Source organism: Kitasatospora sp. MAP12-44, from assembly GCF_029892095.1.
Taxonomy (GTDB): Bacteria; Actinomycetota; Actinomycetes; order Streptomycetales; family Streptomycetaceae; genus Kitasatospora.
This window is the reverse complement of the sequence record NZ_JARZAE010000004.1, coordinates 8,700,931-8,714,203: the sequence shown is the minus strand read 5'-3', so window position 1 is coordinate 8,714,203 and position 13,273 is coordinate 8,700,931. Positions and strand designations below refer to the sequence as shown.

The 13,273-nt window shown below is 70.9% G+C and carries 11 protein-coding genes and 1 pseudogene; 5 read left to right on the top strand and 7 right to left on the bottom strand.

Annotated elements, in window-relative coordinates:
• Nucleotides 1-11: 11 nt before the first annotated feature.
• The 4 genes from P3T34_RS39225 to P3T34_RS39210 all read right to left on the bottom strand — a co-directional run bounded on the left by P3T34_RS39225 (nt 12) and on the right by P3T34_RS39210 (nt 5,257).
• Nucleotides 12-443: an OsmC family peroxiredoxin gene (locus P3T34_RS39225; RefSeq protein WP_280671574.1), complete on the bottom strand. Its 432-nt coding sequence runs from the start codon at nt 441-443 to the stop codon at nt 12-14.
• 40 nt (nt 444-483) lie between these two features.
• A complete protein-coding gene (locus tag P3T34_RS39220; RefSeq protein WP_280671572.1) occupies nt 484-1,326 on the bottom strand; it encodes a hypothetical protein in 843 nt (280 codons plus the stop codon).
• A gap of 571 nt (nt 1,327-1,897) precedes the next feature.
• Entirely contained in the window at nt 1,898-4,642 is a 2,745-nt protein-coding gene (locus P3T34_RS39215) for an AAA family ATPase (RefSeq protein WP_280671570.1), read from the bottom strand.
• 63 nt (nt 4,643-4,705) lie between these two features.
• The gene (locus tag P3T34_RS39210; RefSeq protein ID WP_280671568.1) at nt 4,706-5,257 is read right to left on the bottom strand and encodes a TetR/AcrR family transcriptional regulator; all 552 of its coding nucleotides are present in this window, start codon (nt 5,255-5,257) and stop codon (nt 4,706-4,708) included.
• A gap of 93 nt (nt 5,258-5,350) precedes the next feature.
• Between P3T34_RS39210 and P3T34_RS39205 the strand changes: the two genes are divergently transcribed.
• Entirely contained in the window at nt 5,351-6,592 is a 1,242-nt protein-coding gene (locus P3T34_RS39205) for an MFS transporter (protein WP_280671566.1), read from the top strand.
• A gap of 230 nt (nt 6,593-6,822) precedes the next feature.
• A complete protein-coding gene (locus tag P3T34_RS39200; RefSeq protein ID WP_280671564.1) occupies nt 6,823-7,260 on the top strand; it encodes an ester cyclase in 438 nt (145 codons plus the stop codon).
• A gap of 72 nt (nt 7,261-7,332) precedes the next feature.
• On the opposite strand, the gene P3T34_RS39195 is transcribed toward P3T34_RS39200, so the two are convergent.
• Both P3T34_RS39195 and P3T34_RS39190 read right to left on the bottom strand, forming a co-directional pair.
• A complete protein-coding gene (locus P3T34_RS39195) occupies nt 7,333-8,052 on the bottom strand; it encodes a hypothetical protein (RefSeq protein WP_280671562.1) in 720 nt (239 codons plus the stop codon).
• Between the two features lie 55 nt (nt 8,053-8,107).
• On the bottom strand, nt 8,108-8,998 hold the full coding sequence (locus P3T34_RS39190; protein WP_280671561.1) for an MBL fold metallo-hydrolase: 891 nt from the start codon (nt 8,996-8,998) through the stop codon (nt 8,108-8,110).
• Between the two features lie 256 nt (nt 8,999-9,254).
• Here P3T34_RS39190 and P3T34_RS39185 point away from each other — a divergent pair, with 256 nt between their 5' ends.
• The 3 genes from P3T34_RS39185 to P3T34_RS39175 all read left to right on the top strand — a co-directional run bounded on the left by P3T34_RS39185 (nt 9,255) and on the right by P3T34_RS39175 (nt 12,248).
• Complete coding sequence (locus tag P3T34_RS39185; RefSeq protein ID WP_280671558.1) at nt 9,255-9,983, top strand: alpha/beta hydrolase; 729 nt, start codon at nt 9,255-9,257, stop codon at nt 9,981-9,983.
• Nucleotides 9,984-10,515: 532 nt separating this feature from the next.
• Nucleotides 10,516-11,367 carry an alpha/beta hydrolase gene (locus P3T34_RS39180; RefSeq protein WP_280671556.1) on the top strand — a complete coding sequence of 284 codons (852 nt, stop codon included), beginning with the start codon at nt 10,516-10,518 and terminating at the stop codon, nt 11,365-11,367.
• A 29-nt stretch (nt 11,368-11,396) separates the two neighbouring features.
• Nucleotides 11,397-12,248: an alpha/beta hydrolase gene (locus tag P3T34_RS39175; protein WP_280671554.1), complete on the top strand. Its 852-nt coding sequence runs from the start codon at nt 11,397-11,399 to the stop codon at nt 12,246-12,248.
• 53 nt (nt 12,249-12,301) lie between these two features.
• Here P3T34_RS39175 and P3T34_RS39170 read toward each other — a convergent pair.
• Nucleotides 12,302-13,223: pseudogene (locus P3T34_RS39170) on the bottom strand (transposase family protein).
• Nucleotides 13,224-13,273: the final 50 nt, after the last annotated feature.

Genomic DNA, 13,273 nt, shown 5'->3' with positions numbered 1-13,273 from the left:
CTGGGAGCCCCCTATCCGTCTGAGAGCGTTGCCTGCAAGGTGACGTCGGGCACGCCCGCCAGCGCGCGGCTGACGGGGCAGTTGGCCTTGGCCGCGTCGGCGAACTGCCGGAACTTGTCCCCGTCGAGACCGGAGACCCGGCCGCTGGTGACGAGTTCGATGCGTGTGATCGTCGGGATGCCGTCGACAGGGCGCAGGGTTACCGAGGCGTCGGTCTCGATCGACTCGGCAGGGAAGCCGGCGTCGGCGAGTGCGCCGGCGAGCGCCATCGAGAAGCAGGAGGCATGGGCCGCAGCGATGAGCTGCTCGGGATTGGATCCCGGGCCGCCCTCGAAGCGGGACTTGTAGGTGACACCTCCGGTGACGCTGCCGCCGGCCGTGAACTCGCCGGATCCGGTGGGGATGTCGCCGTGCCAGGCGGCGTGGGCCTGCGAGACGGGCATCGGTCCTCCTCAGGGTATGGGATTTGGAGTTGGGCGGTGGTCAGGGCTTCTTGGCGCCGATCTCGGCGATCTGGGCGCGGGCGGCCGCGACGAGGTCCGCGTTGGTGTGGGCCTTTCCCGCGAGCCCCCAGCCGCCGTCCGGGGCCTCGGTCAGGAGCACCCAGGTGCGCTCCGCAATGGTCGGGTCGGCGGCGGCCTGGGCGACAAGGTCGGTCAGCCTGCGCACCACGGCGAGCTGCTTGTCGCGGTCCAGGGCGCCCGCGTTGGTCAGCACCTGAACGCGGACGTAGGTGCTGTCGCCGTCGACGTTGGCCAGGTGGTCCTCCGGCATCTCGTGCACGAACGCGGCGGTGTTCTGGCGGAACATCGGGATGTCGGGCACCTGCTCGACCTCCTTCAGCGTCGCCGCGAGGTCCTGGGTGAGCTTCCTGGTGTCGGCGAAGGTCCCGGCGGCGGCGTAGACGTCGATCATGGGCATGGTCTTTGCTCCTTGGGTAAGGGGTGACGTGCCGTCACTGCGGCGGCTATGGGCCCAGGACGTCTGGGTCACGCCCATCCGGTTGAGGGAGAACAGCTGGACCAGTGCCCGGCGCCGTTCGTCGTACCGCGACCCGATCAGCGTCGGTCCGCTGCCCTTGCGCTGCAGGCTCGCTCGGCGTTCCAGGAAGGTGCGCAGGATATGGTCGCTGAGCTCCGGGTCCTGGGTCACCAGCGTTTGGATCCGCTCCGCGGGGACGCGCAGCACGCGGCCGGGGCTGCTCATCAGGCCGGCGAAGTGGGCTCGCTCGCCGGTCAGCATGCCGATCTCGCCCAGGTACTCTGCGGGCCCGTAGGAGGCGACCAGCCGCTCGCCGGGTTCACCGCGCCGGTCGACCTGGTCCATCGGTGCCTTCTTTCACCCGGGCAGGCGGCGTGACAGGGTGGGTTCTCCTGGTCCAGGAATCTTCCGTCGCCTGGGGCCGGGTTTCCCTCACACGAATAGGTGAGGACTGCCTTCAGGTGGCCTGAACAGGTGAGGGAGCAGCGGGGCGGGAGGTGGAACTGTGGCTCACATCGGGGCCGACGATCCCTGTCGCCGTCCCCGCCTGTCAGCCCACGTGGAAGGCAGGAACCGACGTGACCACCACCCCTTCCCCCGCAGCGGCCTCCGGCAGATTCCTCCTCGGCGCCGACTTGCCGGTGCACCGCCTCGGGTTCGACGCGATGCGCATCACCGGTCCGGGCGTCTGGGGCGAGCCCAAGGACCTCGGCGAGGCGGTGCGGGTGCTGCGCCGGCTCGTTCGCGCCCACCTCGCCTCCGAGGACGTCCTGGCCTACTGCGAGCGCCACGACCTCGCCTTCATCCCCTGGTTCCCCATGGCGACCGGCGCCCTCGCCGACCCCGGCGGCCCGCTGGCGACCATCAGCAAGGACCACGGCCGGGGACCCGGGGCCCAGGGCGCGTGTGGGCGGCCTCAGTCGGACGGTACGTCCGCTTCGGCCCGGTGCAGAGCGTTGGCCAGTTGGACGCGCGACTGGACACCGAGCTTGCCGAAGACCACACGCAGGTGGGTCCCAACCGTGTTGACCGACACCCCGAGTTCGCCGGCGGCGGACCGGTTGGAGTGCCCCTCGGCGATCAACCGCGCCACCCGGCGTTCCGCACCAGTCAGGGCGCCCCAGCCGGTGTCGGGCCGAGGAGGGGCCGTGGGCCAGTTCGTCCGGCGGGCGCCGGCCTCGCACAGCACCCGTTGGACGTCGTCCCGGTAGACCCGAGCGTCCATCCGGTCGTAGTCGTCCCACGCCTGGTCGAGCTGCGCCAGGGCCGCCTCCTGCTGCCCGTCGGCCAGCAGGGCGCGCCCGTAGCGATCTGCTCCGTAGGCGCGCAGCAGGGGCCTTGGGCTGCGCGCGAGCACCCGGGCGCTCTCCGCCAGCATGGCCAAGTCGCCCTTCTCCCGCCCGCGCAGGCTCAGGGCCACACCCTCGAAGCTGGCCACGCCAGGGTTGCGAGATGCGGCGAGCTCGGCGACCTGGACGACGACCGAGGAGAACGCCCCGTCCGAGGCGGCGGCGCCGATCTCGAAGAACAGGCCCATCCAGCACGGCCACAGCGGCCAGTAGTTGCACGTGGTGGCAGCGCCGGACGCCACCGGCCCGAGAACCTCCAGTGCCGTGGCGACGTCGCCCCGGGCGGCCGCGAGCCAGCCGCGCATCACGGTCAGCCCCGGGCGGCGTACGTCGTCGTCGGTGTCGCTGAGCCGGTCGGCCTCCGCCAGCAGGATCGCGGCACTGCGGGTGTCACCGCGCAGTAGCGCCAGGGAAATCTGCACGATGATCGCGTCCAGTGCGTAGACGCCGTTGCCGAGCTGCTGGCCCAGGTCGAGCAGGGTCCGTGCCGAGGATTCCGCGTCGTCGCTGCGGCCCAGGTTGAAGTCCTGCCACATCTGGGCGTAGTGGAGCGCCGGGAGGATCGACCCGGTGGTGAAGGCGGCGTCGGACCGCACCTCGTCCATCAGGATCTGCGCGTGGTCGTAGCGGTCCAGGAACTGCAGCGCGGTGACCTCTTCAGCGAGCTGCTGCGGCCCGGCGAGGGCGCGCAGTTCCCGGAAGCTGCGCAGGGCTTCTTGGTGGCGCCCTTCGTTGCGGGCGGCTTCGCCGACGGCGTGCAGAGCCATGGCGAGCGCGTCGCGGTCCCCGCTCGCACGGGCCAGTTCGAGGGCGGCGGCGGCCTCGTGTGCGGCGCGGGCGCCGGTCAGCAGCCGGGTGTCCGCCAGGGCGTGGGCGGCGGTGAGGCGGGCGCTCACCGCCGGGGTGAGCGTGCCGGTGTCGAGGATCGGCCGGATGCGCGCGAGCAGTTCGCCGAGCCGGCCGCCCAGCCACAGGGCACGTGCGGCCTCGCTCTCGACCGCGCCGGCCAGGTCAGGGTCGTCCACGTGCGCGAGGATGGCGTCCGCCACGGCGATGGCATCCCCGGCGCGCTGGGTGCGGCACAGCACGGACAGGCAGCGTCGACTCAGCTCCAGCCATTGCGGCTGCTGCGGTCGCACGGTACGGAAGGCGAGCGCGGCCAGGTCGCCCGCATCCTTGGAGCTGGCGGCAGCCAGTTCCTCGGCTGCCGTGATCAGGATCCGCGCGCTGACCGTGTCGCCGCTGGTCACGGCGGCGCGGGCGTGCGGTGCGGCCAGCAACGCGTGGCCGGCGGCCAGATGGTGTTCGGCGAAGCGGCGGTGCAGGGTACGGACGTGCGTCTGCGGCATGGCCGCGCACACCGCCTCGCGCACGAGGTCGTGACGCGACGTCAGGGCCTGGTCGGCGAGGGTGATCAGAGCGGAATCCAGGGCCGCTGCGAGTTCGCTGTCGGTCCCCGAGCCGCCGGAATCCCTTGAGAAGCGCAGCGCCTCCTGCACCGCCAGCGGGCGTCCGCAGACCGCGACCAGTTCGACCAGCGCGCGCGCCTGGTCGGGCAGCGCGGCGAGCCGGCCCGCGATCGCGGCGCCGAACTCCTCGGGCACGGTGTCCGGTACGCCGCGGGCCGCCGCGCGGGTCAGGTTGTCCAGGACGTCGATGGCCAGCAGCGGGTTGCCCGCGGAGGCATCCAGGAACCGGCGGGTTCGCTCGTCGGGCCGCCGTCCCAGACGGTCCTGCGCGATGGCCGCCAGGTCAGCCGGGGTCAGCGGCGCGAGGCTGATGTGCTCCAGACGCGTCTGTACGGGGCCGAGGACCTCAGCGCCGTCCTCGCGGGTGGCCAGCAGCCAGACCACGGGCAGCCCGAGCAGGCGGGAGAGCAGAGTCCGCACGACGAAGGCGCTGACGCGGTCGACCCACTGGACGTCGTCGATCGCGATGAGGATCGGCCCCCGGGAAGCGGCGCGCTCCAGGGCCGAGGCGACGGCCTCGACCAGGAGCAGCGGTTCGTGCAGGACTGCGACGATCTGCTGGTACTCCTCGGCGGTGATCAGCGGCTCGCGGCCCGAGCGCAGCGCGGTGATCAGCGGTGCACCCGGACTGACCTGCTCGATCGGGTCGCAGGTGCCAAGAGCGGGGCGGACCTGGATCCGTCCGGCCTGCCGGCACACCTCCAGCACCAGCGCGGTCTTGCCGATGCCCGCCGCTCCGCTGACCAGCACCACTCCGCCCGAGCCGTGCCGGCTGGCGGCGCGGACCACAGCCAGCGCCCTCTCCATCGACTCGCTTCGGCCGCGCAACGTTTGGGGCTGCATCCACACCACTCCCTGACTCTGCTGACGAGCCATCAAAGCACTTGGTGAACATACGACATACGATCAGTCCGAGCCGTCGCCCAGTTGGTTGACGAGCGACCGGGCGTCCACTTCGGACAGCGTCCAGGGCAGGAAGATCACCCGGTAGATGATCGGGGCGACCACCTTGTCGATGACGTCGTCGCCGCTGAATCCGACACCAGGCCTGGCGGCGAAGGCGGCCGCTTCGGCCCGGCGGTCGCGCAGGCAGTCCGACTCGCCCTCCCCGGCCGCGGCGGCCCCGCCGCGCAGGAGGGCGGCGTTCACCGGCAGGCCGTAGTGGTCGAGCAGCTCCTGCGCCCACGCGGCCAGGTCGGCCCGCACGTCCCCGGTGTCGGCAAGCGGTCGGTCCGGGTCGAGCCGGTAGGTCGCCAGGTCGTTGATCATGGTCCGGGCATCCCCCCACCTGCGGTAGATGCTCGTATGGTTCACCCCCGCGCGCTCGGCGACCATCGGGATCGTGACCGCGTCGCTGCCCTGCTCGGCGATCAGCTCCTCGACCGCGTTGCGAATCGAGGTCAGCACCACCGCGCTGCGGCCACCCGTGCGGCGTCTGGGAGACGGTTCTGCACTCATGCAACCAGACTAACGCACACTCCTTGGCAATAAGAAGGGATTGGTCTATGTTGACTCCTAAGGCACACATCTTGGCTTTAGGAGATGCCCATCATGACCATCACCGAAGCGGAGCGGGTCCTTGGCTCCGGCCTCGCGGTGCCGACCGTCGGCCGGCCCCACCGGCGGCTTCCCTCCCACCTGGCGTTCGCCGGCTCCGCGGCCGCGTTCGCGGCGCTCTACGTGGCCGCCGGCGCGCCCACCCCGCTCCTGGTCGTCTTCGAGCAGCACTGGCACTTCCCCGCCTGGGTGCTGACGGTGGCCTTCGCCGCCTACGCCATCGGCCTGCTGGCCGCCCTGCTGGTCGCCGGGTCGCTGTCCGACCACATCGGGCGCCGCCCGATCCTGATCGGATCGCTCCTGGTAGAGCTCGGGGCGATGGTGATGTTCGCACTCGCCCCTGGCATCGGCTGGGTCATCGCTGCGCGCACCGTCCAAGGCATCGCCACCGGCGCCGCCACCAGCGCGTTCTCGGCCTCGGTCGTCGAACACGCCCCGGAGCGGCACAAGAGGCTCAGCACGATCGTCACCAGCATCGCCCCGGCCGGCGGGCTGGGCCTGGGCGCCCTGCTGACCGGTGCGGCAGTCCAGTTCAGCAGCCGCGCCGGTCTGATCGTCTTCAGCGCCCTCGCGGTCGTCATGGCCGTCGGCACGGCGGTCACCGTCTTCTCCCACGAGACCGCTCCCGGAAAGCCGGGAGCCGTACGCTCGCTGATCCCACGTGTCTCCGTGCCGGCGGCGGCGCGCCGTGAGTTCGTGGCGGCCGTCCCGGTCCACATGGCCGCATGGATGCTCGCGGGACTGTTCATGGGCCTGGTGCCCACGATCATCGAGAACATCCTGCACCTGCACAGCGGCCTGCTGAACGGCGCCACCGCGTTCGTCGAGCCGGCGGCCGCGGCCGCGGCGGGTCTCTTCCTCGGACGCCTGAGCACGCGGCGCACCATTCTGGTCGGCACGGTCGGCGTGCTGCTGGGGACCGCGGTGATCGAGGCGGGTGTCGGCGCCGGTGTGCTCGGCCTGCTGTGGCTGGGCGGCATCATCGGTGGGGTTGGGTTCGGTGCCTCGTTCTCCGGCGCGATCCGCCAGATCGCCCCGCTCGCCGAACCGCACCAGCGAGCCGGGCTGTTCGCGTCCGTATACGTGGTCGCCTACCTGAGCTTCGGCATCCCGGCGATCATCGCGGGGCTCCTGATCGCCCCGGTCGGCCTGCTGGCCACCGTTCTGGGCTACGGCGTCGTCATCCTCGCCGTCGCGGCCGTGGGCTGCCTCGCCCAGTACCGGCTCCACCGGTGACGTGCGCCAGACGGGCGTCGGCCGCGACGGGGTGGCAGTGTCCGGCGGACTCCTCTCACCCATTCAGGTGAGGGACGTCCGCTCGGTCCTGCAGAAGACTCAAGGCCATGACGTGAACGCCTCCTTGCCCTGCTGCACTTGACGGAACATCAGGCTGAAGGGGCGCGACGGAGTCGACCTGAACCGGCCGCCCTTCGGTGGCCGGAGCTGACGCCCAAGGAGTTGACCACTTGACGACCATCAACAAGTCGGTTCTCACTGTCGAAGAAGCGCGGCGGATCACCGCTCCGTTCTACGACTCCCTGAACCGACCGGCGGAGAAGGACGTGCCGGGCCTGCTGGCCCGGGCGTGCGTCGAAGACTACGAATCGCACCACACGAACGAGGACTTCCTGACGCGCGACCAGCTCGCCGACGTGTTCGAGTCGATGGGCAGGGCTGTCCCCGACCTCACGTGGGAGGTCGTCGACATGCACGTCATCGACGACAAGGTCATCGTGCGCGGGCGGGCGGCAGGGACGCCGGTGGCGGAGTTCTGGGGCGCAGCTCCCACCGGCAAGTCCTTCAAGACGATGGCGATCGACATCTTCACCGTCCGCGACGGCAAGCTCGCGAACTGCTACCACATCGAGAACTGGATGACCGCGCTTGATCAGTTGAACAGCTGACGCGGCGCCGGCGGCTCCGCCGGTGGCCGCGGCCTGCTCGGGCTGGTGAGCCTCGCGGGCTGCCCGGCTCGGTCATGCGACGTGCACCTCGTCGAGGTCGATCGAGATGAGGACCGGCTCCGATGCGGCCTGCCCGTCCTGGTCGACGGGCACGATGTACCGGTGGGTGGGGAAGACCAGCCCGGACGCGGTGATGTGCCGCTCGACGAGGTGCGCGGCGGGGGTCCCGCCGAGCACGTCGGGCGCGTAGTCGTGGCGGCGCAGCAGGCCGGCCTGGTCGTAGTAGAAGTCCTGCTCGGTGCAGTGCGTGGCCACCTCTGCCGGGAACTGCGCGCGCAGGCGCCGCCAGTCCTGGTCGGCCCCCCGCCACGGCTCCAGCTCCGTGACATGGACGCCGGGGCGGGTGAGCAGGTAGGGCGCGGTGAGGTAGTTCCACAGGGCGTAGCCGGCGAAGTAGAGCACGTGGAGTTCGTCCCACGGGTCGCCTTCACCCAGGCCTGCGAAGGCGTCGCGCGGGGTTGACCGGGCGGCGACGACCGCGCCGTTCGGCCCGAGGATCTCGACGTGGTCGGGGGTGAACACGCCGCGCAGCTGCGGGCGCGTGAAGCCGGTGAAGACCAGCCGCTGGCGGTGGACATCGACGGTCATGTCGGCGTCGGCGAGGATCCCCTCCTGGCCGACGAGGGTCCACAACAGCCCGCCGACGGCGCCCTTCGCGTGGATGACAGTCGCCGCCTGCCACCGGCTGAGCCCGCCGTGGGCGCGGAGTACGAGATCCAGCAGGTCACTCATCACACTTCCTCGCTTCGTGGGGGGCACGGCGTCCGTGTCGTCGCGCGACCGCCGGTCACAGCCAGGCGGTCAGCAGGTTCTGCAAGGGGTCTCCGCCCTCGCGGGCGAGGTAGAGCGCTCGCGCGCTGACCCACAGCACGGTGTGGCCCAGTCGCTCGGGGTAGCGCTCGTCCATCGCGTGGAAGAACCCGACCGGGCTGCCGTATCTGGCCAGGGCGTCTTGTGCGGTGTCGAGGTACTGGCGGGTCTCGGCGATGAGGCGTCGGGCGTCGTCGTCCAGGATCGGGTTCTGGTGGCTGGCGACGATGTGGCGCGGCTCCAGGGCCTCGACGGCGTCGATGCAGGCGCGCCAGGAGCCGAACTCGCCACCTGATTCCCCGAGGTACAGGTGGACGCCGTTGTAGATCACATCCCCGGCCACCACCAGGTTGAGGTCGGGCACGTGCAGCACGCTGCAGTCGTCGCTGTCCGCGTGCCCCACGTCCACGAGGGTGAGGTCGTGCCCTTCGAGGCTGATGCGGCCGCCGGGCGCGGGGACGGCGGTGACGGGCGAGGCGGGGATCTGCCCCGGCCACAGCGCGTCCCACAGAACCTCGCGGGCGGACACGTTGAGGTGCATCTGCTCGATGGCGGACGCAGAGGCGACCACTTGCGCGCCGAAGCGCCGGGCGAGAACGTCGGCGGTGAACCAGTGGTCGCCGTGTCCGTGGGTGGCGACGATGTGCGTCAGGCGCCTGCCGTGCGCCTGGACCCAGTCGCCGACCGCTTGGGCCTGCGCTGTCGTCAGCGGCGGGTCGACGAGCACGGCGTCGCGCGTACCGTGGACGAGCGTGACCGCGATCGGCTGGTAGAGGCGCGGCTCCCCGGTGGGCAGCGGTGCGGAGTCGTTCATCGGCGTCGGGTCGGCGACGAACACGTCGTAGCTGAGGGAAGAGTCCGTTGACATGATGCTCCGTCCAATCGGTCACCTGTGTCGGTCACCTGTGGGAGACAGCCACATCGTCGCCCCGTGGCCGAGTGTCGCGACATCACCCAAATACGTGAGCCCCACGGCGTGAGCTGCGGGAACGCGCCCGCGAAGTAGTCGCCTCACCTGTTCGCGTGATGTCGGCGCGGCCGGCGCAGTGGTGACCTTTCTTGGTAGAGCCCGGCGGATCGGGGTCGGTTGCGGCGTCCGCGGGCAGGTGCGGAGGTGGTGCGCGGTGAGCGATCGACCCGACACCCGGCCGGCGGAACACGGCCGGAGTGGGAGCGAGCGGCCCTGGGCGGCGCACGTGATCGTGCTGCCGGGCGGGGGCTATGCCGAGCACGCCCCGCACGAGGCGCAGCCGGTCGCTGCCTGGCTCTCAAGCCTGGGCCTGTCGGCGAGCGTCTTCCGGTATCCACTCAACGCGCGGCACCCCGAACCGCTCAACGCTCTGAGGGCGGAGATCCGGCGTCAGCGCGGGCAAGGCGCCGACCGCATCGGCGTGGTCGGCTTCTCAGCCGGCGGCCACCTGGCCGGGCACGCCGCCCTCGCTCCCAGCGAGGACCCGGCCGAGCAGGTGCAGTTCGCCGTCCTGGGCTACGCGATCACCTCCATGGAGACAGAGACCTACCGGCCCTCGCGCGTGATCCTGCTCGGCGAGGACGCCTCGCCCGAGCTGCGCAGGGCAACCTCGCTCGACTCCCTGGTGACCGGCGGGTCGCCTCCGTTCTTCCTGTGGCACACCGCCGAGGACATCTACGTCCCGCCTGAGCACACCTACCGGCTCGCCGCGGCCCTGGCCGCGCACGAGGTCCCGCACACCGTGCACGTATTCCCGCACGGCCCGCACAGCCTCGGCCTCGCCCAGGGCGCAGGCGACGCGGCCGCCTGGACGGCCTTCGCCAAGGTGTGGATCGCCGAGCAGGTCCGCGCGCCGATCCCACCGCGCGCTCACCGCTCCTGACCGCGACACGAAGGAGACCACCCACGAGGACCTTCGCTCCGATCCGGACTTCGCCAAAGGCCCCGACGTCCCGGAGTCGGTGGGCTACCACGTCACAACCTCGGCGGCCCCGCCCACCTGCTGGTCCGCGACAACGTGAAGGCATCGCGCACGAGCTCACCGCGCGGTTCATCCGGGAGGCGAACGCCCCCCGCCGGCCGGTCCCGAACGAGACCTTCAGCGGAACCAGCACCGAACTGAAGATCGACGGAGAGCGGTTCGCCCTGGCGTACACCGGTGACCGGCACCAGCCGGGCAACCTCGCTCGGGGAGGTGGACCCGGCTCAAGGTCTGGATCGACGCGGTCGTCGCCCGCGCCGCGGAACCGGTCGAATGCTGCGACCAGCGACCCTATGGCGCCTGGACATCACCTATTCGCGTGATGTCGGGGCCAACCGGCCGGGTGCTGTGCTGGTGAGGTACACACCGCCCGGCGCGTCTCGCGAATGCACCCCAGCTCCAGGGGCGACACGCCTCGAAAGGGATGACCAGGATGACGACGAGCATGACCGGCCATGCGCTGGTGACCAGGTCGGCCGACGGTCTGGGCATCCGAACGCTCGACACCGGCGAGGGCCCGGGGCCGACCCTGCTCATGACGAGCCCGTGGCCCGAGAGCCTGTTCGCGTTCCGCCGCATCTGGGACCGGCTCGCGCCGGTCGCCCGGCTCGTCGCCGTCGACCTGCCCGGGTTCGGGCACTCCGAAGGACGCACCGAGCTGTTCCGGCCCTCCGCGATGGCCCGGTTCCTGCACCGGCTGATCGGCGAATGGGACCTGGGCAAGCCCCACCTGCTCGCCCCCGACGTGGGGACCAGTGCCGCGCTGTTCCTGGCCGGCCGCTATCCCGGCACGCTCGCCTCACTGATCGTCGGCAGCGGCGCGGCCGCGTATCCGCTCGAAGTGACCGGATCACTCGCGAACATCATCGCCGCCCCCGACCTCGGCTTCCTGGACGGGTTCGACAGCCGGGCCCAGGTGGGCGCGACGGTGGAACAGGTGGCCCCCAGGGCGGAGGAGCCCGAGGTCTGGGAGGACTACGTCGCCTCCTACCAGGACGGCAGATTCGCGCAGTCGGCGCGCTACGTGCGCACCTACCCGGACGAACTTCCCATCCTGGCCGACCTCCTGCCCTCGATCACCACCCCGGTGCAGGTGATGAACGCCGAACACGACGCGCTCGTCCCGCCGTCCAACGGCGTCTACCTGCGCGCCCGACTGCCCTGCAGCCGCCTGACCGGCTTTCAGTCCGGCCACTTCCCCTGGGAGCAGAGCCCCGCCGACTACGCCGCGGTCATCGCCGGCTGGATCAACGGCGACTGCGACCACGTACGCGAAGCCGAATAGAGCCGCCACCCACACGGATCGGAACGACGATGGAGAACAGCTACAGCTACCTGGACGCCAAGACGTCGACCGTCGAGGGATCCAACGGCATCAGCTACGCCTACCGACGCCTGGGGCCGCAGAGAGGGCGCCCGCTGGTGCTCCTCCAACACTTCCGCGGCAACCTCGACAACTGGGACCCCGACCTCGTCGACGCGCTCGCGGCTTCTCGCGACGTCATCACCTTCGACAACGCGGGGGTGGCCGCGACCACGGGAACCACTCCCAACGCCATCGCCCAGATGGCGGACGACGCGATCACTTTCACCGAAGCGCTCGGGCTCGACAGCATCAACCTGCTCGGGTTCTCGATCGGCAGCTTCGTCGCCCAAGAGATCACGCTCACCAGGTCATCGCTGGTGAGCCGGGTAGTGCTGGCCTCGACGGCGCCGCAGGGCGCCCCGGGGATGCACGGCTGGGCGCCCGACATCATCTCCGCGGTCGGCGCGCCGACGACGCAACCCGAGGGCTACCTCCACGCGTTCTTCACCGACTCGCTCGGAAGCCGGGCCGCCGGCCAACAGGTCCTCGGCCGGATCTTCGCCCGGACCGAAGGCCGCGACGAGCAGAGCAACTGGCGGACCCGCAACGCCCAGTACGACGCGGTCCTGAAGTGGGGGACGCCGAACTTCGGGCTGCTGCAGCGACTCGCGGCGATCAAGCAGCCGGTCTTCATCGCGAACGGCGACGACGACCGGATGATCCTTCCCTGGTACTCCCACCTCACCGCCAGCCTCATCCCCGACGCACGCGTGAAGCTCTACCCAGACGCCGCCCACGGCTTCCTCTTCCAGCACGCCCAGAACTTCGCCACCGATGTACACACCTTCCTGGACGCTTAACGACCTGGTACGTGACTGCGGTGGCGATGTGACGGCCTGACGGACGGCCGTTGTCAGGTGGTAGCGGTGCGGTCGGAGACGAGGCCGGCGACGGCGACGTAGGTGGCCGGGAGGGTGTCGCGGCGGTGGGTCCAGCGGGCCAGTCCCTTCCAGCGCTTGTGGTCGACGAGGGCGTGTTCGACGGGAATGCGCTGGGAGGAGTGCTCGTAGCGGGCGCTCCTGGGCCTCGTGGACTTCCGGCGCGGCGATCTTGTTCGGTTTCCTCGGTGGTGTGACGGCCTTGCCAGGATGGTCCTTTCGCAGTCCCAAGTAGCCATCGTCGAGAAGCACTTGGACCTTGGGGAACTGTCGGAAGAGGTCGTCGATGCCCTCGCCCCGTATCGCGGTGGCGTCGTGCATGCGTCCGGGGCGGAGGTTGCCAGCCCACAGGGTGCGGCCCTTCGCGTCGGCGACGACGGTGGCCTTCATCGTGTTCTGCTTCTTCTTGCCGGAGACGAAGACCCGCCGCCCACCGCGATGCGGGGCCGGCCGGCGGACCTGGACCTCGGTAGCGTCCAGTCGCAGTACGACGCCCTCGGCCTGGGCGTAGGCAAAGACGTCCGCCAGGGTCCGCGACCGGACCCCGGGACGGTCGGGCACGGCGAAACCGCGGTTGGCGAGCAGGCCCCTGACCTCGCCGATTGCCCGGCTTACGGTGGAGCGGTCGACTCCGAGGAGCAGGGCCAGGACGGCATGGGGCAAGTCGTGGCGCAGGTGGATGAGCGTGACGGTCACCCGGTCGACGAACACGAGCCGATGCCTGGCACCCGCACCGGCCGCCCGTTGCCGTGCTCCACCGCGGGCAACGTCGCGCCGGCCCTCGACCACGGCCTGCCACGGAGTAGCCGGTTCGACGACCAGATCCGCCAGGTGCCGCCGCGAGATGCCGGTCAGCACCCGATGGCCGAGGACCGCACGGTTCACCTTGATCGTCACACCGTCAGATCATGCCGCCCACAACACCGCTGGTCACATCGCCGACGCAA